At 63.6% G+C, this 19,266-nt stretch carries 22 protein-coding genes; 8 read left to right on the top strand and 14 right to left on the bottom strand.

Going from position 1 to position 19,266, the window contains the following annotated elements; genetic code table 11:
- Positions 1–2 precede the first annotated feature (2 nt).
- The 3 genes from prpC to F3I62_RS11685 form a co-directional block, all read right to left on the bottom strand.
- Positions 3–1,166 carry a 2-methylcitrate synthase gene (gene prpC, locus F3I62_RS11695; protein ID WP_160489799.1) on the bottom strand — a complete coding sequence of 388 codons (1,164 nt, stop codon included), beginning with the start codon at positions 1,164–1,166 and terminating at the stop codon, positions 3–5.
- Between the two features lie 80 nt (positions 1,167–1,246).
- Positions 1,247–2,131, bottom strand: coding sequence for a methylisocitrate lyase (gene prpB / locus F3I62_RS11690; RefSeq protein WP_160489798.1), 885 nt, complete (start codon positions 2,129–2,131; stop codon positions 1,247–1,249).
- Positions 2,128–2,877 carry a GntR family transcriptional regulator gene (locus F3I62_RS11685; RefSeq protein ID WP_160489835.1) on the bottom strand — a complete coding sequence of 250 codons (750 nt, stop codon included), beginning with the start codon at positions 2,875–2,877 and terminating at the stop codon, positions 2,128–2,130. Before F3I62_RS11685 ends, prpB begins: the two co-directional genes overlap by 4 nt.
- 267 nt (positions 2,878–3,144) lie before the next feature.
- Between F3I62_RS11685 and F3I62_RS11680 the strand changes: the two genes are divergently transcribed.
- The 4 genes from F3I62_RS11680 (at position 3,145) to pabB (ending at position 7,659) form a co-directional block, all read left to right on the top strand.
- Entirely contained in the window at positions 3,145–3,678 is a 534-nt protein-coding gene (locus F3I62_RS11680; protein WP_160489834.1) for an ATP-dependent zinc protease, read from the top strand.
- Positions 3,679–3,684: 6 nt separating this feature from the next.
- Positions 3,685–5,211, top strand: coding sequence for an inactive transglutaminase family protein (locus F3I62_RS11675; RefSeq protein ID WP_160489797.1), 1,527 nt, complete (start codon positions 3,685–3,687; stop codon positions 5,209–5,211).
- 6 nt (positions 5,212–5,217) lie between these two features.
- Entirely contained in the window at positions 5,218–6,201 is a 984-nt protein-coding gene (locus tag F3I62_RS11670) for an alpha-L-glutamate ligase-like protein (RefSeq protein WP_178122512.1), read from the top strand.
- Positions 6,202–6,315: 114 nt separating this feature from the next.
- A complete protein-coding gene (gene pabB / locus F3I62_RS11665) occupies positions 6,316–7,659 on the top strand; it encodes an aminodeoxychorismate synthase component I (RefSeq protein ID WP_160489795.1) in 1,344 nt (447 codons plus the stop codon).
- A gap of 69 nt (positions 7,660–7,728) precedes the next feature.
- Here pabB and thrH read toward each other — a convergent pair whose 3' ends face one another.
- A complete protein-coding gene (gene thrH / locus F3I62_RS11660; protein WP_160489794.1) occupies positions 7,729–8,346 on the bottom strand; it encodes a bifunctional phosphoserine phosphatase/homoserine phosphotransferase ThrH in 618 nt (205 codons plus the stop codon).
- A gap of 187 nt (positions 8,347–8,533) precedes the next feature.
- On the opposite strand from thrH, the gene F3I62_RS11655 reads away from it, so the two are divergent.
- Entirely contained in the window at positions 8,534–9,268 is a 735-nt protein-coding gene (locus tag F3I62_RS11655) for a phosphoadenylyl-sulfate reductase (protein ID WP_160489793.1), read from the top strand.
- Between the two features lie 131 nt (positions 9,269–9,399).
- On the opposite strand, the gene cysB is transcribed toward F3I62_RS11655, so the two are convergent.
- The 5 genes from cysB to F3I62_RS11630 form a co-directional block, all read right to left on the bottom strand.
- Positions 9,400–10,374 (bottom strand): HTH-type transcriptional regulator CysB, encoded by a 975-nt coding sequence (cysB, locus tag F3I62_RS11650; protein WP_160489792.1) that lies wholly within the window; start codon positions 10,372–10,374, stop codon positions 9,400–9,402.
- Positions 10,375–10,512: 138 nt separating this feature from the next.
- A complete protein-coding gene (locus F3I62_RS11645; protein ID WP_160489791.1) occupies positions 10,513–11,001 on the bottom strand; it encodes a universal stress protein in 489 nt (162 codons plus the stop codon).
- A gap of 92 nt (positions 11,002–11,093) precedes the next feature.
- Positions 11,094–11,999 (bottom strand): 5'-nucleotidase, encoded by a 906-nt coding sequence (locus F3I62_RS11640; protein ID WP_160489790.1) that lies wholly within the window; start codon positions 11,997–11,999, stop codon positions 11,094–11,096.
- Between the two features lie 7 nt (positions 12,000–12,006).
- Positions 12,007–12,954 carry a putative 2-dehydropantoate 2-reductase gene (locus F3I62_RS11635; protein WP_160489789.1) on the bottom strand — a complete coding sequence of 316 codons (948 nt, stop codon included), beginning with the start codon at positions 12,952–12,954 and terminating at the stop codon, positions 12,007–12,009.
- A complete protein-coding gene (locus F3I62_RS11630) occupies positions 12,954–13,301 on the bottom strand; it encodes a thioredoxin family protein (RefSeq protein ID WP_160489788.1) in 348 nt (115 codons plus the stop codon). The genes F3I62_RS11635 and F3I62_RS11630 overlap by 1 nt, the downstream gene beginning before the upstream one ends.
- Positions 13,302–13,338: 37 nt before the next feature.
- On the opposite strand from F3I62_RS11630, the gene F3I62_RS11625 reads away from it, so the two are divergent.
- Both F3I62_RS11625 and F3I62_RS11620 read left to right on the top strand, forming a co-directional pair.
- A complete protein-coding gene (locus tag F3I62_RS11625) occupies positions 13,339–13,758 on the top strand; it encodes a PilZ domain-containing protein (protein WP_160489787.1) in 420 nt (139 codons plus the stop codon).
- Between the two features lie 142 nt (positions 13,759–13,900).
- The gene (locus F3I62_RS11620) at positions 13,901–14,977 is read left to right on the top strand and encodes a 3-deoxy-7-phosphoheptulonate synthase (RefSeq protein ID WP_160489786.1); all 1,077 of its coding nucleotides are present in this window, start codon (positions 13,901–13,903) and stop codon (positions 14,975–14,977) included.
- Positions 14,978–15,034: 57 nt separating this feature from the next.
- Here F3I62_RS11620 and F3I62_RS11615 read toward each other — a convergent pair whose 3' ends face one another.
- Positions 15,035–15,307, bottom strand: a complete 273-nt coding sequence (locus F3I62_RS11615) for a GNAT family N-acetyltransferase (protein ID WP_160080357.1) — start codon at positions 15,305–15,307, stop codon at positions 15,035–15,037.
- A gap of 18 nt (positions 15,308–15,325) precedes the next feature.
- A complete protein-coding gene (locus tag F3I62_RS11610) occupies positions 15,326–16,591 on the bottom strand; it encodes a hypothetical protein (protein ID WP_160489785.1) in 1,266 nt (421 codons plus the stop codon).
- A 303-nt stretch (positions 16,592–16,894) separates the two neighbouring features.
- On the opposite strand from F3I62_RS11610, the gene F3I62_RS11605 reads away from it, so the two are divergent.
- Positions 16,895–17,146 (top strand): Lpp/OprI family alanine-zipper lipoprotein, encoded by a 252-nt coding sequence (locus F3I62_RS11605; RefSeq protein WP_160080353.1) that lies wholly within the window; start codon positions 16,895–16,897, stop codon positions 17,144–17,146.
- A gap of 131 nt (positions 17,147–17,277) precedes the next feature.
- On the opposite strand, the gene F3I62_RS11600 is transcribed toward F3I62_RS11605, so the two are convergent.
- The 3 genes from F3I62_RS11600 to F3I62_RS11590 form a co-directional block, all read right to left on the bottom strand.
- Positions 17,278–18,243, bottom strand: a complete 966-nt coding sequence (locus F3I62_RS11600; protein ID WP_160489784.1) for a L,D-transpeptidase family protein — start codon at positions 18,241–18,243, stop codon at positions 17,278–17,280.
- A 74-nt stretch (positions 18,244–18,317) separates the two neighbouring features.
- Complete coding sequence (locus tag F3I62_RS11595) at positions 18,318–18,599, bottom strand: hypothetical protein (RefSeq protein WP_160489783.1); 282 nt, start codon at positions 18,597–18,599, stop codon at positions 18,318–18,320.
- 56 nt (positions 18,600–18,655) lie between these two features.
- Positions 18,656–19,261, bottom strand: a complete 606-nt coding sequence (locus tag F3I62_RS11590; protein WP_160489782.1) for an arylesterase — start codon at positions 19,259–19,261, stop codon at positions 18,656–18,658.
- Positions 19,262–19,266 lie beyond the last annotated feature (5 nt).

Below are 19,266 nucleotides of genomic sequence, written 5' to 3'. Positions count from 1 at the left end.
GATTATTTGCGATCCTTGAGCGGCACGAACTTGAGATCCTCGGGACCGACGTAGTTGGCGCTCGGGCGGATGATCTTGCCGTCGATGCGTTGCTCGATGACGTGGCTGGACCAGCCCGAGGTGCGGGCGATGACGAACAGCGGAGTGAACATGGCGGTGGGCACGCCCATCATGTGGTAGCTCACGGCGCTGAACCAGTCGAGGTTGGGGAACATCTTCTTGATTTCCCACATGGTGCTTTCCAGGCGCTCGGCGATGTCGAACATCTTGGTGTTCGACTGCTCGGCGGAAAGCTCGCGGGCGACTTCCTTGATCACCTTGTTGCGCGGATCGCTCACGGTGTAGACCGGGTGGCCGAAGCCGATCACCACTTCCTTCTTCTCGACGCGGGCGCGGATATCGGCCTCGGCCTCATCCGGGTTGTCGTAGCGCTTCTGGATCTCGAAGGCCACCTCGTTGGCGCCGCCGTGCTTGGGCCCGCGCAGGGCGCCGATGGCGCCGGCGATGCAGGAGAACATGTCGGAGCCGGTACCGGCGATCACCCGCGAGGTGAAGGTGGAGGCGTTGAATTCGTGCTCGGCGTACAGGTTGAGCGAGGTGTGCATGGCGCGCACCCAGGACTCGCGCGGCTTCTCGCCGTGCAGCAGGTGGAGGAAGTGACCACCGATGGAGTCGTCGTCGGTCTCCACGTCGATGCGCTTGCCGTTGTGGCTGAAGTGGTACCAGTACAGCAGCGCGGAGCCCAGCGAAGCCATCAGCTTGTCGGCGATGTCGCGAGCACCCGGGTGGTTGTGGTCTTCCTTCTCCGGCGATACGCAACCCAGCACGGACACGGCGGTGCGCATCACGTCCATCGGATGGGCGGACGGCGGCAGTTGCTCGAGGGACGCCTTGAGGGCGGCCGGGATGCCGCGCAGGGCCTTGAGCTTGGCCTTGTAGCCAGCCAGTTCGGCGACGTTGGGCAGCTTGCCATGGACCAGCAGGTGGGCGATCTCTTCGAATTCGCAGCGGTTGGCGAAGTCGAGCACGTCATAGCCACGGTAGTGCAGGTCATTGCCGGTGCGGCCGACGGTGCACAGGGCGGTGTTGCCGGCGGCGGTGCCACTCAGGGCCACAGACTTCTTCGGCTTGAAACCGGGAGTGGTCGTTTCTGGGGTAGCGCTCATCGCGGGTGTCTCCTCATCTAATCCGGTTGGATATTTCTTGTTGTGCGCCGGCCGTCAGGGTTGGACGGCCGGCATGCCGGTCATTTCTTGGCGGCGAACAGCGCGTCGAGGTGCTGCTCGAAGGCGTGGTAGTTGATGCGCTCGTACAGCTCCATGCGGGTCTGCATGGTGTCGATCACGTTCTTCTGCGTGCCGTCGCGGCGCAGCGCGGTGTAGACGTTCTCGGCCGCCTTGTTCATGGCGCGGAAGGCCGACAGCGGGTAGAGCACCAGGGACACGTCGACACTGGCCAGCTCTTCGGTGGTGTACAGCGGCGTGGCGCCGAATTCGGTGATGTTGGCCAGGATCGGCGCCTGGATGCGGTCGGCGAAGGTCTTGTACATCGCCAGTTCGGTGATGGCTTCCGGGAAGATCATGTCGGCGCCGGCCTCGATGCAGGCAGCGGCGCGGTCCAGGGCCGAGTTGAGGCCTTCGACGGCCAGCGCATCGGTGCGCGCCATGATCACGAAGCTGGGGTCGGTACGCGCATCCACCGCCGCCTTGATGCGGTCGACCATCTCCTGCTGGGAGACGATCTCCTTGTTGGGACGGTGACCGCAACGCTTGGCGCCGACCTGGTCCTCGATGTGGATGGCGGCGGCGCCGAACTTGATCATCGACTTGACGGTACGGGCCACGTTGAACGCCGAGCTACCGAAGCCGGTGTCGACATCCACCAGCAGCGGCAGGTCGCACACGTCGGTGATCCGGCGTACGTCGGTCAGTACGTCGTCCAGGCCGGTGATGCCCAGGTCCGGCAGGCCCAGGGAGCCGGCGGCCACCCCGCCACCGGACAGGTAGATGGCCTTGAAGCCGGCGCGCTTGGCCAGCAGGGCATGGTTGGCATTGATCGCGCCGACCACCTGCAGGGGATGTTCGCTGGCGACCGCATCGCGGAAACGCTGGCCGGGGGTGTTCGAACTCATGACTCACCTCGTGGGGTAGATGGGGTGGTGGTGGCGCCCTGCTCCCGGGTGGCGGAGTAGTGGCGTTCGATATTGCGTTTGGAAGCAGCGATATGCCGGCGCATCAGCAGTTCGGCCAGCTCGCCGTCGCGCTCGGCGATGGCGTCGAGAATGCGGTGGTGCTCGGCGAACGCCTGGCGCGGACGGTTCGGCGTGGCAGAGAACTGCAGGCGGTACATGCGCACCAGCTGGTACAGCTCGCCACAGAGCATCTGGCTGAGGGTCTTGTTGCCGCTGCCCTGGATGATCCGGTAGTGGAAGTCGAAGTCGCCCTCCTGCTGGTAGTAGCCGACGCCAGCCTGGAAGGCGGCATCGCGCTCGTGCAGGTCGAGCACCCGGCGCAGCTCTTCAATCTCGGCCTGGGTCATGCGCTCGGCGGCCAGGCGGCAGGCCATGCCTTCCAGGGATTCGCGGATTTCATACAGCTCGATCAGCTCGGCATGACTGAGCGAAACCACCCGCGCCCCCACATGCGGCACCCGCACCAGCAGGCGCTGGCCTTCCAGGCGGTGGATCGCCTCGCGCAGCGGTCCGCGGCTGATGCCGTAGGTGCGCGCCAGTTCCGGCTCGGAAATCTTGCTGCCCGGCGCGATCTCGCCCTTGACGATGGCGGCCTGGATGCGCCGAAACACATGTTCGGAGAGCGTTTCGGAGTCATCCGCGAAAGTGGCAGTCGGTTCTGGAAGTTCAAGCACGATTGTCGACATCTGCATGGGGCGATGCGGGAAAAATTACGCTGCAGACCACTGACTGTCAAACACAAACAGATGATTGTCGACAATCTGCGCAATGCTTGGATTTGCCAAATTGCTCACTTCACCTGCACAAACGCAGCTAAGCGTCTGTCACCACAGAAAAACCCCATGCTAGAATGCCGCCGGCATAGGCTGTGCGAGTGCTCACCACGCCCTTTGCCAACCGCCCGCCCAATGCCGCCGATCACCGGATCCGACGACGCGACCATCACAGGATTTATGAGACTCGAGCCCTTCGCCCTTCTGCTTTGCTGCGCCCTGCTCCCCGGCCTGAGTTTCGCCGCCGAAAAAACCGTTTATGGCCTCAATGAATACATCAGCCTTTCCGATCTCGACATGGAAGTGGCGGCCAAACTCGACACCGGCGCCAAGACCGCCTCGCTCAGTGCGCGCGATATCAAGCGTTTCAAACGTGACGGCGAAACCTGGGTGCGCTTCTACCTAGCCATCGACGATGCGCACCAGCACCCCATCGAACGTCCGCTGGCGCGCATCAGCAAGATCAAGCGCCGCGCCGGCGACTACGACCCCGAGGAAGGCAAGACCTATACGGCCCGGCCGGTCATTGAGCTTAGCGTGTGCATGGGCAAGACTCTGCGCACCATCGAAGTGAACCTGACCGACCGCAGTGCCTTCCAGTACCCGTTGTTGATTGGCTCCGAGGCGCTCAAACGCCTGGATGCCCTGGTTGATCCAAGCCTCAAATATGCTGCCGGCAAACCCGGCTGCCCCCTTACTACCGCTGCCGAGTAATTGCTCATGCGATCCTTGACCCTGCATCTGAAAGTCCTCATCACCCTTCTGGTGGCGGTGGGCATTCTGGTTACGGCCTACCAGATCTTCATCCTCGGCATCCCGGTGACCGAGGATGAAACCGACGACCTGTGGAACATCGACGCCAAGGTCGAGTTCCAGGCCAGCTCCCGCGAGCCGGTCAAGGTTCAGATGTTCGTGCCGCCGCTGAATCAGGACTACGTCAGCCTGAACGAGAGCTTCATCTCGAATAACTACGGGGTGAGCATCAACCGCACCGACGGCAACCGCAAGGTGACCTGGTCGGCGCGCCGCGCCAACGGCAACCAGACCCTGTACTACCGCCTGGTGCTGACCAAGCGCTACAGCGGCGAGCAGCCGAAGGCCAAGGGCCCGATCTACCGCGACAGCATTGCTGTGGAAGGCGCCGAGAAGATTGCCGCCGAGGCCCTGCTGGCACCGATTCGCCAGCACTCGGCCGACGTCGAGACCTTCATCAGCGAGACTATCAAGCGGGTCAACAATGTCAGCGACGACAACGTCAAGCTGCTGATGGCCGGCGATGCCTCCACGCCGAACAAGGCGAGGATCATCGAACTGCTGCTGTCCATCGCCCATGTGCCGATGGAGCGAGTGCACACCATCCGCCTGGCCGCCGATATCCAGCAGAGCCCGGAACTGTGGCTGCGTAGCTTCAACGGCAAGGACTGGCTGTACTACAACCCGGACACCGGCGAGCAGGGCCTGCCGGCCGATCGCCTGGTCTGGTGGACCGGTGACGACCAGCTGGTGAGCATCGAGGGCGGCAAGAAGGCCCAGGTCAGCTTCACCCTGAACAACAGCGAAATGAACGCCATTCGCCTGGCCAAGCTGACCGACGAGAACACCGACGTCGACTTCCTCGAATACTCGCTGTACGGCCTGCCACTGCAGACCCAGCAGACCTACCAGATCATGATCATGATCCCGATCGGTGTGCTGGTGATCCTGATCCTGCGCAACCTCGGCGGCCTGCAGACCCTAGGCACCTTCACCCCGGTGCTGATCGCCCTGGCCTTCCGCGAAACCCAGCTGGGCTTCGGTATCGTCCTGTTCACCATCATCACCGCCCTCGGCCTGTCGCTGCGCTCGTATCTTGAGCACCTCAAGCTGCAGATGCTGCCACGCCTGTCGGTGGTATTGACCTTCGTCGTGGTGCTGATCGCCGTGATCAGCCTGTTCAGCCACAAGCTGGGCCTGGAACGCGGCCTGTCGGTGGCGCTGTTCCCGATGGTGATCCTGACCATGACCATCGAGCGCCTGTCGATCACCTGGGAAGAGCGCGGCGGCGGCCATGCCTTCAAGGTGGCGGTCGGCACCCTGTTCGCCGCCACCCTGGCGCACCTGCTGATGAGCATTCCGCAGCTGACCTACTTCATCTTCACCTTCCCGGCCGTGCTGTTGATCATGGTGGGCTTCATGCTGGCGATGGGTCGCTACCGCGGCTACCGCCTGACCGAGCTGTTCCGTTTCAAAGCCTTCTTGAAGGATTGAGCCATGATCGGTCTGTGGAAGACATGGAAAGCCCTGAGCGCCCGCGGCATCATGGGCATCAACCGACGCAATGCGGACTACGTGCTGAAGTACAACAAACGGCACCTGTATCCGATCGTCGACGACAAGATCATCACCAAGGAGCGCGCGATCCAGGCCGGCATTCATGTGCCGGAGATGTACGGGATCATCTCCACCGAGAAGGAAATCGAGAAGCTCGACGAGATCATCGGCGAGCGTAACGACTTCGTGATCAAGCCGGCGCAGGGCGCCGGCGGTGACGGCATCCTGGTGATCGCCGACCGCTTCGAGGGGCGCTACAAGACGGTATCCGGGAAGATCATCAGCCACGAGGAAATCGAGCACCAGATTTCCAGCATCCTGACCGGCCTGTACTCCCTCGGCGGCCACCGCGACCGTGCGCTGATCGAGTACCGGGTCACCCCGGACCCGATCTTCAAGAGCATCAGCTACGAAGGCGTGCCGGATATCCGCATCATCGTGCTGATGGGCTACCCGGTCATGGCCATGCTGCGCCTGCCCACCCGCCAGTCCAACGGCAAGGCCAACCTGCACCAGGGCGCCATCGGCGTGGGTGTCGATCTGGCCACCGGCCTGACCCTGCGCGGCACCTGGCTGAACAACAAGATCAGCAAGCACCCGGACACCACCAACGCGGTGGATGGCGTGCAGCTGCCCAACTGGGACGGCTTCATGAAGCTGGCCGCCGGTTGCTACGAGTTGTGCGGCCTGGGCTACATCGGCGTGGACATGGTGCTGGACCAGGACAAGGGCCCGTTGATCCTCGAACTCAACGCCCGCCCCGGCCTGAACATCCAGATCGCCAACGATTGCGGCCTGACCCATCGCGCCCATGCGGTGGAGGCACGGATCGCCGAGCTGGAGAAGCAAGGCGTGAAGGAAAGCCCGGAAGAACGCGTGCGTTTCTCCCAGCAGCTGTTCGGCCACGTCAAACCGGCGGAAATCTGATTCGACGCGGCACCCGAAGCCCGGCTCCGGCCGGGCTTTTTCATGCCTGCGCGCCTAGGCCTGCGCACCCTGCGCGGTCTACAATCGGCTTCCGCGTTTGCCTGATCAACCCGCATGTCCATCTGTAGCGTCCACCCCCTGCCCTACCAGGCCGACCCCGCCCACTACTTCGCCCGCGTGCGCCAGGCGCCCGGTGCGCTGCTGCTGGATGCCGGTCGCCCCCAGGCCGAGCGCGGACGCTTCGACCTGCTCAGCGCCTGGCCGCTGCAGAGCTTCGAGCCAACCGAAGCCGAGCCGGCCAGTGCATTCTTCCAGCGCCTGCGCCAGGGCCTGAGCCGGCTCGGACGCGCCGAGGCGCCGGCCGACTGCGAGCTGCCGTTTACCGGCGGGCTGATCGGTTATCTGGGCTATGACTTCGGTCGCCGCTTCGAACATCTGCCCAGCCACGCGCAGGATGACCTGCACCTGCCGGATGCGCGCTTCGGCCTGTATGCCTGGGCCCTGATCAGCGACCACCAGCGCCAGACCAGCCAGCTCATGTTCCACCCGCAACTGGGCGAGGACGAGCGGGCGCGCCTGCTCGAACTGTTCCGCCGTCCGGCGCCGGATGCGGCACCGGCCTTCAGGCTTCTGCAGCCGTTCCACGCGGATCTTCGGCAGGATCAGTACCGCCAGGCCATCGCGCGCATCCAGGCCTATATCCAGGCCGGCGACTGCTACCAGGTGAACTTCGCCCAGCGTTTCCAGGCGCCTTGCGCAGGCGATCCCTGGGCCGCCTACCTGGCCTTGCGCGCGGCCTGCCCGACGCCGTTTGCCGGCTTCCAGGCCCTGCCCGATGGTGGCGCGATTCTCAGCCTGTCGCCCGAGCGCTACCTACAGGTCAGCCAGGGCCGGGTGGAGACCCGCCCGATCAAGGGCACCCGCCCGCGCGGCGCCACGCCCGCCGAAGACCAGGCCAATGCCGCCGAGCTGCTGACCAGCGCCAAGGATCGTGCGGAGAACCTGATGATCGTCGACCTGCTGCGCAACGACCTGGGGCGCAGCTGCCGCATCGGTTCGGTGCGGGTGCCCGAGCTTTTCGCCCTGGAGAGCTACCCCAACGTGCACCACCTGGTCAGCGCGGTGACCGGCGAGCTGGCCGTGGGCCGCGACGCGCTGGACCTGATTGCCGGCAGCTTTCCCGGCGGCTCGATCACCGGCGCACCGAAGATTCGCGCCATGCAGATCATCGACGAGCTGGAGCCGACCCGCCGCGCACTGTACTGCGGTTCCCTGCTCTATCTGGATGTACGCGGCGAGCTGGACAGCTCGATCGCCATCCGCAGCCTGCTGGTCAAGGATGGCCGTATCAGTTGCTGGGGCGGCGGCGGCATCGTCGCCGACTCGGACTGGCAGGCCGAGTACCAGGAATCCATCACCAAGGTGAAGGTGTTGCTGCAGACCCTGGAAGCCCTCTGAGCAATCGAGGCGCTGAGACCCACAATGAACAAGGCCCGCAGTTGCGGGCCTTGTTCATGCTGGCAGGCCTTACAGGCTCAGCTCGCGATTGGACGCCTTGAGGAACTCGCGCTTGAGATCGTCGTAGGTGTGCACCGCCGGGAACTGCGGGAACTCGCGGATCACGTTGTCCGGCGCATGGAACAGGATGCCGGCATGGGCTTCGCTGAGCATGGTGGTGTCGTTGTACGAGTCGCCCGCGGCGATCACCCGGTAGTACAGGCTCTTGAAGGAGATCACCGACTGGCGCTTGGGATCCTTCTGGCGCAGCTGGTAGCCGACCACGCGATCGGTCTCGTCGGTGACCAGCTTGTGGCACAGCAGGGTCGGGAAGCCCAGCTGGCGCATCAGCGGCTGGGAGAACTCGTAGAAGGTATCGGAGAGGATCACCACCTGGAAGCGCTCGCGCAACCAGTCGACGAACTCCACGGCGCCTTCCAGCGGCTTCAGGGTGGCGATCACTTCCTGGATATCGGCGAGCTTCAGCCCATGCTCGTCGAGGATGCGCAGGCGCTGCTTCATCAGCACGTCGTAATCGGGAATATCCCGGGTGGTCGCCTTGAGGGCTTCAATGCCGGTTTTTTCGGCGAAGGCGATCCAGATTTCCGGAACCAGAACACCTTCGAGGTCGAGACAGGCAATTTCCACAGGACACTCCTAGCTAGCTATTTGACAGAAGGCGGCACTCTAGCGATTCACCTGAGCGGACGCAACGCGACCCTATATATCCATATAGGCCAGTTCAACTGGCATATGGTTATTTAGACGCATATGTCCTTTTTGCTACCATCGCCGGTACAGAGCGTTAAGCGCCATCCACCAGGAAACCAGCCCGATGAGCCAAGCCTTCAACGTTGCCGAACTGGCAGCGGCCTATGCCAACAAATCCCCCCAGGACATCCTCAAACTGGCCTTCGAGCACTTCGGCGACGAGCTGTGGATTTCCTTCAGCGGTGCCGAGGACGTGGTGCTGGTCGACATGGCCTGGAAGCTCAACAAGAACGTCAAGGTATTCAGCCTGGATACCGGCCGCCTGCACCCGGAAACCTACCGGTTCATCGAACACGTGCGCGAACACTACGGCATTGCCATCGACGTGCTCAGCCCGGATCCCCAGCGCCTCGAAGCCCTGGTGCACGAGAAAGGCCTGTTCAGCTTCTACAAGGACGGCCACGGCGAGTGCTGCGGCATCCGCAAGATCGAGCCGCTCAAGCGCAAGCTGGCCACCGTCAAGGCCTGGGCCACCGGCCAGCGCCGCGACCAAAGCCCCGGCACCCGCAGCCAGGTGGCGGCGCTGGAACTGGACAGCGCCTTCTCCACGCCAGACAAGCCGCTGTACAAGTTCAACCCGCTGGCGCAGATGAGCAGCGAGGAGGTCTGGGCCTATATCCGCATGCTCGAACTGCCCTACAACAGCCTGCACGAGCGCGGCTACATCAGCATCGGCTGCGAGCCCTGCACCCGCCCGGTCCTGCCCAACCAGCACGAGCGCGAAGGCCGCTGGTGGTGGGAAGAGGAAACCCAGAAGGAGTGCGGCCTGCATGCCGGCAATGTGATTGCCAGGGCCTGACTCGCAGCCCGATTCTGCTGGGAAAGGCTGCTGCCGCGAATGTCGCGGATAAACCGCTCCTGCGAAGAGCTGTCGCAGGCTCCAATGAAAAAGCCCGGCCAATGCCGGGCTTTTTTCGATATGGACGCCACTCAGTAGGTTGGCAGCTCGACCCCGTCGAACAGCTGGTCCAGCTCGGCCTTGGTGTGGCACTGCACGGCCTTGGCCATCATGTCGCGGGTCAGGTGGGGGGCGAACTTCTCGATGAAGTCGCACATGAAGCCGCGCAGGAAGGTACCGCGACGGAAACCGATCTTGGTCACGCTGGACTCGAACAGGTCACTGGCATCCAGGACCACCAGGTCGCTGTCGAGCTTGGGATCGACCGCCATGCGCGCCACGATGCCGACGCCCAGGCCCAGCCGTACATAGGTCTTGATCACGTCGGCATCGGCCGCGGTGAACACCACCTTGGGCGTCAGGCCGCGGTGGCTGAAGGCTTCGTCGAGCTTGGAGCGGCCGGTGAAGCCGAATACATAGGTGACGATCGGGTATTCGGCCAGGGCCTCCAGCGACAGCTTCGGCAGCTTGGTCAGCGGATGCCCCTGCGGCACCACCACGCAACGGTTCCAGCGGTAGCACGGCATCATCACCAGGTCGCCGAACAGCTCCAGGGCTTCGGTGGCGATGGCGAAATCGACGGTGCCATCTGCCGCCATTTCGGCGATCTGCATCGGGGTACCCTGGTGCATGTGCAAGGCGACGTCCGGGTACTGCTTGATGAAGCTGCTGATCACCGGCGGCAGGGCGTAGCGCGCCTGGGTGTGGGTAGTGGCGATCGACAGCGTGCCCTTCTTCTCGTTGGAGAACTCCTGGGCGATCTGCTTGATGCTCTCGACCTTGCGCAGAATCTCACCGGCGGTGGTGATGATGCGCTCGCCGGCCGGGGTCACCCGGGTCAGGTGCTTGCCGCTGCGGGCGAACACCTCGACCCCCAGTTCGTCCTCCAGCAGGCGAATCTGTTTGCTGATGCCCGGCTGCGAGGTGTACAGGCTCTGCGCAGTCGCGGAAACGTTGAGATCGTGGTGCGCCACTTCCCAGATATAGCGCAGTTGCTGGAGCTTCATAGATATCCCTCTAAAGCAGATAGACGCTGCCTGAATGTACCAGCCGCGTTATATAACCATATTAATGGTTTAAGGATTAAAACTAGACGATTTTTTTAGTTTTGCATGCCGTTCGTCTAACGATCACTCATAAGCCACTCATCCACGGTGCTGCAGCATCGGCACCAGGTACACCGGGATCTCCGACAGCTGCAGCACCCGCGCGGCGGTGCGGCCCAGGGCCGTATCGGTGATGGCGCCGTGGCTGTGACTGCCTACGACCAGCAGATCGACGGCAAGTTTGCGCGCCTCATCGAGAATCACCTGGGAAGGGTCGCCCTGAGCCACGCACACATTGCGGATCAACTCGCCGTCACGCTGCGCATCCCCCAGCTCGTCGCGAAAGCCCTCCAGCACACGCTGCTCGATGCTCGCCATGACATTGCCCAGGCCCTTGCTGCGCAACTCCTGCAACGTGCTGTCATCCAGGTAGGTCTGCAGCACCGACTCGGCGAACAGGCCCATGGGCTCCACCGCATGCACCACATAGAGTTCGGCCCGCAGCCCGCGGGCCAGGCTCAAGGCATGCTGCAGGACGTAGGGAGCATACAGGCCAAGGTCTGTGGCATAGAGAATGGATCGGATCACATGGCCTCCCGCACTCGCGCTCGTGGCCTTTTTTCAAGCTTAGCAGCGTGCCGGCGCAGGCGGGCGCCACGCGCCGCCAGCAGACAGGCGGATCAGGGCTGCAGCTCGTTGCTCACGCCATGGGGCACATGGCCGGTGGCGACCACATCGCGGGCCTTTTCACAGTGTCCGGTCTGGTCATCGAAGAACACATCGGCGGCAAAGGCTTCGAGAAAGGCCGCCTTCTCCAGGCCGCCGAGAAACAGCGACTCGTCCAGGCGGATGTCCCACTCGCGCAGGGTCCGGATCACCCGCTCGTGGGCCGGCGCCGAACGCGCGGTCACCAGCGCCGTGCGGATCGGGCACTGTTCTTCGCCGAACTCGCGCTGCAGGCGATTGAGGGCCGCCAGGAAGTGCTTGAACGGCCCGCCGCCCAGCGGTTCGCGCGCCGAGGCCTTCTCGTGGTTCTGGAAGGCCTCCAGCCCGCCCTGCTGATAGACCCGCTCCGACTCATCGGAAAACAGCACGGCATCGCCGTCGAAGGCGATGCGCAGCTCATTGCTGGCGGCTCGCTGGGCGCCACCGGAGAGGATGGTGGCGGCGGCGAAGCCGGCATCCAGGGCGCTGCGCACATCCTCGGCATGGGTGGACAGGAACAGGTGACAACCGAAGGCGGCCAGGTAGGGATAGGGGCTGCGCCCACCGACGAAGGCCGCTCGCGAGATGCTCAGACCGTAGTGCTGGATCGAGTTGAACACGCGCAGGCCGGTATCGGCACTGTTGCGCGACACCAGGATCACCTCGACCCGTGCCTGCCCCAGGCGGCTGTTGATCTCGAGCAGCTTCTCCACCAGGGGAAAGGCGTCACCCGGGCCGAGGATCTCCTCTTCGTGGTCGATCTGGTACTGGCGGTAGGCCGCGACCCCTTCGCTCTCGTAGATGCGATGACTCTCGCGCAGATCGAACAGGGCCCGCGAGGAAATCGCCAGCACCAGCTTGTCACCCAATCCCTTGCCCATAACGACCTCAGCCTCTCTCCAGAAAGCACAGTGCCTGATGCAGCATGCGCATCTTCGGCAACTCGCATCCCGCCTCACTCGCGGCCGCCAGCGGTGCCGCATAGATGGCCTCGAGCTCCAGCGGGCGCTGCAGCGCGAAGTCGTTGTACATGCTCGGCAGATAATCGGGCATGCCGTCGGTTACCGCCAGCAGTTGTTCGGCATAGCCTGCAGGCAGCGCATGGCCGCAGGCGGCGGCGCCCTCGACCACTTCGAGCATGATGGCGTGGATCAGCGCGCGGCTCTCGGCATTGCCCATCAGGCGGCGGGTGCCGGCATTGAGCAGCACCGCGAGGCCGTTGTATGGCACGTTCCACACCAGTTTCTGCCAGCGCGCCTGCTGCAGGTTGGCCATCGCCGTGGACTCCAGGCCTGCCGCACGAAACAGCGCGGCGCCCTCCTCGGCAATCGCCTGGCCCTGCGCTTCGCTGCTGCACGGCCCCGAGTGGTAGCCCAGGTTCACCGCCCCCAGCGCCTGATGTTCGATCACCCCGGCAGCCGAGCGATTTACACAGATGAAACAGAGCCCGCCGAGCAGGTGCAGGCCGTCCGGCAGCAAGGGGCGCAGGCGCTCCTCGACGGCCAGGCCATTCTGCAGCAGCACGACTCTAGCGCCGGGCGCCGCCAACTGGCCGATCAGCGGCGCCAGCTCGGCATTGCCGGTGGTCTTGCTGCCGACCAGCAGCCAGTCACAGGCAGGCATCTGCTCGACGCGTTGCCAGGCGTGCAGGCGCGACAGCTGTAACGTGCCATATACAGCGCTGTTCACCCGCAAGCCGTGTTCGGCCACCGCGGCATAGTCGCTGCGCAGCAGGAAATGCACCTCGAAGCCGGCCCGGGCCAGCATCAGGCCGTAGAAGCCGCCAATCGCACCGGTGCCGATGATGCCGATACGCGGGCGCTTGCAGTCTTGCATCAGGGTAACTCCTCGGGTTCGAGCTGTAGCGCATGCAGTACAGCCCTGTTTATTTCCGGCCCCGTCAGGCGGCAGTGCAGCTCGCCAAAAAACCGGCCATCGCGAACCAGGAACAGGCTGGGCAGGTGAAACACGTCGTAGCGCCGCACCAGGCCACCATTATTGCCGCCATCCACCCAGCACAGCCGCGCCACGTCCAGCGCCAGCCCGGGAAGCGTCTGGCGCGCCCAGCGGCAACTGGCACAACCTGTGCTGGTAAATATGAGCAGGGACGTGCCGCCCAGGTGCAACAAGCGTTGCTCGGCATCGAAGTCGGTCAACTCCAGAGCGGGCACTATACTGTTCATGTGCGATGTCAAATAAGTGGCATCCGGAGTAGTCAAAATGCGTCATTTCTTGCGTCATCCCAGCGACATGCCAGTCGAACTGGTTCTACGCAGACAGGCGTTCCTACCGCGACAAAGGCTGAACAATATCAGTCTCGGCGGGGTGGCATGCAATTCCAGCAAGGGTTTTCGCAAAGGCACCGCGGTCGAGTTGCGCATTCCCCTGCTGGGCGATCAGGCACGCTATCCCGGCGTCGTCGCCTGGTGCCGCAAGCAGACCGACGACTATCTGGTGGGCATCGCCTTCATCGACGAAGACACCCTGTTTCGCGCCCGCATGGTCGAGCAGGTCTGCCAGATCGAGCACTATCGCCACCAGCGTGAGCTGGAGCTGGGCGAAGCGGTCCCCGTCGAGGCCGTCGCCCGCGAGTGGATCGCCCTGCATGCCGCGGAGTTCTCCAGCGCCAGCCTGGCCTAGGACTTTCGCAGCATCGCGCGGGTTTTAGCAGCCGCGCCCATTGTCGAGCCCGCCCGTTACGCGCTAAGGTTCCGCTTCCCCGCTGCGCCCATGATTCGCTGTGCCTCTGGCGCCCGGCACCCGTGACCTGATGAGTAACACGATGGCTGATTTACCGATCGACGATCTTAACGTTGCCTCCAACGAAACCCTGATCACTCCGGCGCAGCTCAAGCGCGAAATCCCGCTCACCGCCGCCGCCCAGCGCACCGTCACCCACGGTCGCGAAGTGGTGCGCAATATTCTCGATGGCAAGGACCACCGCCTGTTCGTGGTGGTCGGCCCCTGCTCCATCCACGACATCAAGGCCGCCCACGAGTACGCCGAGCGCCTCAAGGCCCTGGCCGCGGAAGTCTCGGACAGCCTGTTCCTGATCATGCGCGTGTATTTCGAGAAGCCGCGCACCACGGTCGGCTGGAAAGGCCTGATCAACGACCCCTACCTGGATGACTCGTTCAAGATCCAGGACGGCCTGCACATCGGCCGCCAGCTCCTGCGCGACCTGGCCGAAATGGGCCTGCCGACCGCCACCGAAGCCCTCGACCCGATCTCCCCGCAGTACCTGCAGGACCTGATCAGCTGGTCGGCCATCGGCGCGCGCACCACCGAATCGCAGACCCACCGCGAGATGGCCTCCGGCCTGTCCTCCGCGGTCGGCTTCAAGAACGGCACCGACGGCGGCCTGACCGTGGCGATCAACGCGCTGCAGTCGGTGTCCAGCCCGCACCGTTTCCTCGGCATCAACCAGGAAGGCGGCGTCTCCATCGTCACCACCAAGGGCAATGCCTACGGCCACGTGGTGCTGCGCGGCGGCAACGGCAAGCCGAACTACGACTCGGTGAGCGTCGCCATCTGCGAGCAGGAACTGGCCAAGGCCAAGATCAAGCCCAACATCATGGTCGACTGCAGCCATGCCAACTCCAACAAGGACCCGGCCCTGCAGCCGCTGGTGATGGAGAACGTGGCCAACCAGATTCTCGAGGGCAACCACTCGATCGTCGGCCTGATGGTGGAAAGCCACCTGGGCTGGGGCAGCCAGTCGATCCCGAAGAACCTCTGCGACCTCCAGTACGGGGTTTCCATCACCGATGCCTGCATCGACTGGGACACCACCGAGAAGACCCTGCGCAGCATGCACGCCAAGCTCAAGGATGTGCTGCCGAAACGCCAGCGCGGCTGAACGCAGCCGCAATGAAAACGCCGGGCATCTGCCCGGCGTTTTCATTGGTGCGGCCTATTAGTGGTTGCGCTGGCGGCGCTCCAGATAGCGCTCGACGTACGAGCAGGACGGAATCACCGTATAGCCCATGCTGTGCGCATACTCCAGGGCCTGCTCGGTGAGCGCCGCGGCGATACCGCGGCCACGCAAGGGGTTCGGCACAAAGGTGCGGTAGATATCCAGGGTCTGCTTGCCCAGATCCATATAGGCCAGATATGCCCGATGGCCATCGATGACGGCCTCAAACTGATGACCAGCCTGGTCATGGTGGATGGACAACCCTTCGCTCATTTCCACTCCTCTAGGGTTCTAGAACAGAACCCTTACCTTATCGATCTTTTCCAGGCTGAGAAACATCTCTGCCGAACCACTGCCAAACTGAACACTCAGGAAAGCCTTGCCGTTCGCTACCTTGCGCAATATGCCCTGATAGTAGGTCCCATCATAGGTAATGAACTGTAGTCGCTTGCCGGCGTGCTCGGGCAGGCTGGCGACCGTGACGAAATCATACTGCGGCGAACGCTTCACCTGCTCGGCTTCGGGCGCCCGCACCAGCTCATCGAGTTCCGGGACGGGAGCCGCGTCTGGATCCACCCAGGTGAAGGCCAGGTTCTGCACGGCCTGCTGGTTGATCAGCAACACCGGTCGCAGCATGGCCAGCACATCCTTGGCCTCGAAGAACTGCAGGCCATCCCATGCCATGCCTTCGCTGGGGGCCAACTCCAAGCGCAGTGCCTGGGGATCTTTATAATAGTGCCCCAGTGCTTCGAGCAACTGCGGGGCGAGCGCGATGCGCTGCGCGCGCAGCGAACGGTCGAGCTGTTCCAGCGAAGTCTGCAGGTAGGCTGGCGCATCTTGGCCGAGCTTGCCGGCACAGTAGCCCTGCACTTTGCGCAGATACTGGTTGTCGTTGAGTTCCACCGTCACCCCGGCCAGGCGTGGCGGGTTGACCCGCAGATCACCGGGTTTTTCCGACATGTTGGCCAGGGCGAAGCTGACGCGATACTCGCCCATGTCACGCGTATCGGCGGTCAGGTTGAAAGTCAGGTTCTGCGCGCCAGGCTGATACAGGTAGGAAAACTGCGCATCCGTCTCCAGGGTCCGGTAGCCCATCTCCAGCAAGTCATCCGGGCCGATCACGCGGGTGCTGCCGCAGGCCACTTGCGACCAGGCGTCATACAGGGACGACTCGTCTGGTTGCTCGCTCAACTGCGCCATGAGCGGCCCGTGCACGTCCAGCTGCAAGCCCTTGATGTTGACGGCCATCTGCTCGGGAAACTTGCCTTCGGCCAGGCGTTCCTTGAAGCGCAGCAAGTCCATCAGCCCCTTGAACTTCAGCTCGGCATGTTCGATGCGGAACTGATCATTCAACAGCGGCACCTGCACCTTGATCCCGCTGACCCCGACACGGCCATCGAACGAGGAGGTAATCCCCGAATAACTCACGTTCATGAACGGCGATAGTTGCTCGACGGCATCGTCCATGATCGAGCGCACGGACACCCACAGCGACGCCTTGATAAGTAGCGCAATTGCCAGAATGCCCAACACGGCCCATTTAACAAGTTTCGACATACCCACATCCTTGAAGTATCGCGGGGCAACATCCACCCCGAAAGCCAGCCCGGATGCTATCAGGCCGGCCGCCTGCCAGCCACGCCGACGCACACCTTTGTGTCGCGGGCGAGTCGCCGCTAATCGTCAGATCTGTATGTTTTTTAAACAAAAAATAATCTGCGTGGGGCTCAGATGAAAAAAAAGCGCCACGCTTGCGCAACGTCAGTTTACTTACTACACGTAATGGGTACTATGTAGCCCGGCTAATTTCCCAGTGTTGGGAAGTTGCTTTTATGGAAAGTCCACCTTAAGGGGAACACGATGAACAACGTTCTGAAATTCTCTGCTCTGACTCTGGCAGCAGTTCTGGCTACCGGTTGCAGCAGCATGTCCAAAGAAACCGAAGCCCGTCTGACCGCTACCGAAGACGCCGCTGCCCGCGCTCAAGCTCGTGCTGACGAAGCTTACCGCAAGGCCGACGACGCTCTGGCCGCTGCTCAGAAGGCTCAGCTGACCGCTGACGAAGCCAACGAGCGCGCTCTGCGTATGCTGGAAAAAGCCAGCCGCAAGTAATACTTGCCAAGGCTTTAGAAGCCGACCTGGTTTCAGGTCGGCTTTTTTATTGCCTGCAGTTTTTACAGGCACTAAAAACCCGTCGAGCGCAGCGCGCCGGACGGGTTGTTTGCAGCCGGTTCAGCCGCGCATCACAGCTCCACCGGAGCGCCGGTGCTGGCCACGGCGCCCGGCTGCGGCTCGGCGATCTCGATGGGCATGCCGTCCTCGGCCGCCACCACTTCGCGTACCACTTCCCAGTCCAGATGCATCTGGCCGGCCATCTCGTCACGCTTGAGCAGGGCATTGATCACGGCCGTGTGCTTGTCGACCACCGAAGGCTCGCCATGATCGTCCAGCGGCGCATGGGCCTCGAGATAGACCTTGCCGTTGCTCACGCCGAACTTGTAGGGCTCGTTGACGATACGCACCGAAGTGCCCACCGGCGCCATCTTGGCCAGTTCCAGCACGTTGTGGTTGAGCATGCGGAAGCAGCCATGGCTGACCCGCATGCCGATGCCGAACTTCTTGTTCGAACCATGAATCAGGTAGCCTGGGGTGCCCAGGGTGAACTTGAACGGCCCCAGCGGATTGTTCGGCCCCGGCGGCACATAGGTCGGCAGCGGATCGCCGTCGGCGGCATGCTCGGCGCGGATCGAAGCGGGCGGCGACCAGCCCGGATTCGGTGTCTTGCCGGTGATGGTGGTGTGCGCGATGGGCGAGCCCCAGCCTTCGCGACCGATCCCCAGGGGGAAGGTGTGCACCACATTCTGCCCCTTCGGGAAGTAATACATGCGGTACTCGGCGAGGTTGATCACGATGCCCTCGCGCGGGCCGGGCGGCAGGATGAAGCGGGTCGGCAGGACGATTTCGGCGCCCTCGCCCGGCAGCCACGGGTCGACGCCCGGGTTGGCCACCACCATTTCCAGGTAACCCAGGTCGTTGGCCACACCGATATCGGCGAAGGTGTCTTCGTACTTGGCCTTGATCACCTGCACCTGGCCGACGATGTCGTCACCGGGAGCGGGAAGAGGCAGCTCCAGGGCTGCTACGGGCCCCGCCGCGCAGAGGCTGGCGAGAGTCAGGGAGCGGGCGACGGCTGGAACGCGCGACAACATCCGGAAATCCTTGGCTTGAATGGCTGATTGATAGACTCGGAATTGTACACCGACACCGCGCCCGTAGGGAGGGCTCAGGCGTCCGGCCAGACGGACCGCTCGCCGCGCCGCTGAGCCTGCAGCACGGCCTTGCAGGCCTGGCACAGGCGCTTGTCGCGCAAACTGGCCTGCTCCACCGCCCGCATCACCGGCAAGGCCGGGAGCAGGCCGCCGCACAGCGTGCGGTCGGCGAAGCCGTGCAGTTCCAGCTGCCGGGCGACCAGGTGCACGCGCGCCTCGCGGCAGGCGAACAGGTCGAGCTGTTCGTCCGGCACGATCAGTTGGTAGGCATGCAGGGACCAGGCGAGGCGCGGCATGGGGTGCTCCGAAAGCGGGTCGCCAAGATAGCCGAAAGGCTGCAGGCGGGGAAGGCTCAGAGCATGGCTTGCAAGATTGGCCAGACGTTATCCAACAACCGTGGCTGGGCCGCCTGGGTCGGATGGATGCCGTCGTCCTGGACCATGCCGGCCACCCCGCCGACCCCCTGCAGGAAGAACGGCACCAGGGGCACCTGCTTCTGCTCCGCCAGCTGGACATAGACCTCGGCGAAGGCGCGGGTGTAGCGCTGGCCGTAGTTCGGCGGCAACTGCATGCCGAGCAGCAGGACCTTGGCGCCGGCCTCGCGGGAGCGATCGATCATCGCCGCAAGATTCTGTTGCAATTGCGCCGGTGCCTGGCCGCGCAGGCCATCGTTGCCGCCCAGCTCGATGATCACCAGCTCCGGGCGATGCTGCGCAAGCAGCGCGGGCAGCCGCGCCAGGCCGCCGGCACTGGTGTCGCCACTGATCGAGGCATTGATCACCGGCTGGCTGTAACCACCCTCGACCAGGCGCTTTTCCAGCAGGGCGACCCAACCCACGCGGGTATCCAGGCCAAAAGCGGCGCTGATACTATCGCCGACGACCAGCACGTTGCCGGCCAGCGCGCCCTGAGCCCACATCAGTAGTGCCACGGCACCGCTTACCCACCACGCACGCATCGGAC

The organism is Pseudomonas sp. R-28-1W-6 (genome assembly GCF_009799925.1).
Classification (GTDB): Bacteria; Pseudomonadota; Gammaproteobacteria; order Pseudomonadales; family Pseudomonadaceae; genus Aquipseudomonas.
Note: the sequence above shows the minus strand (reverse complement) of the source record. Positions and strands in the feature narration are given on the sequence as shown.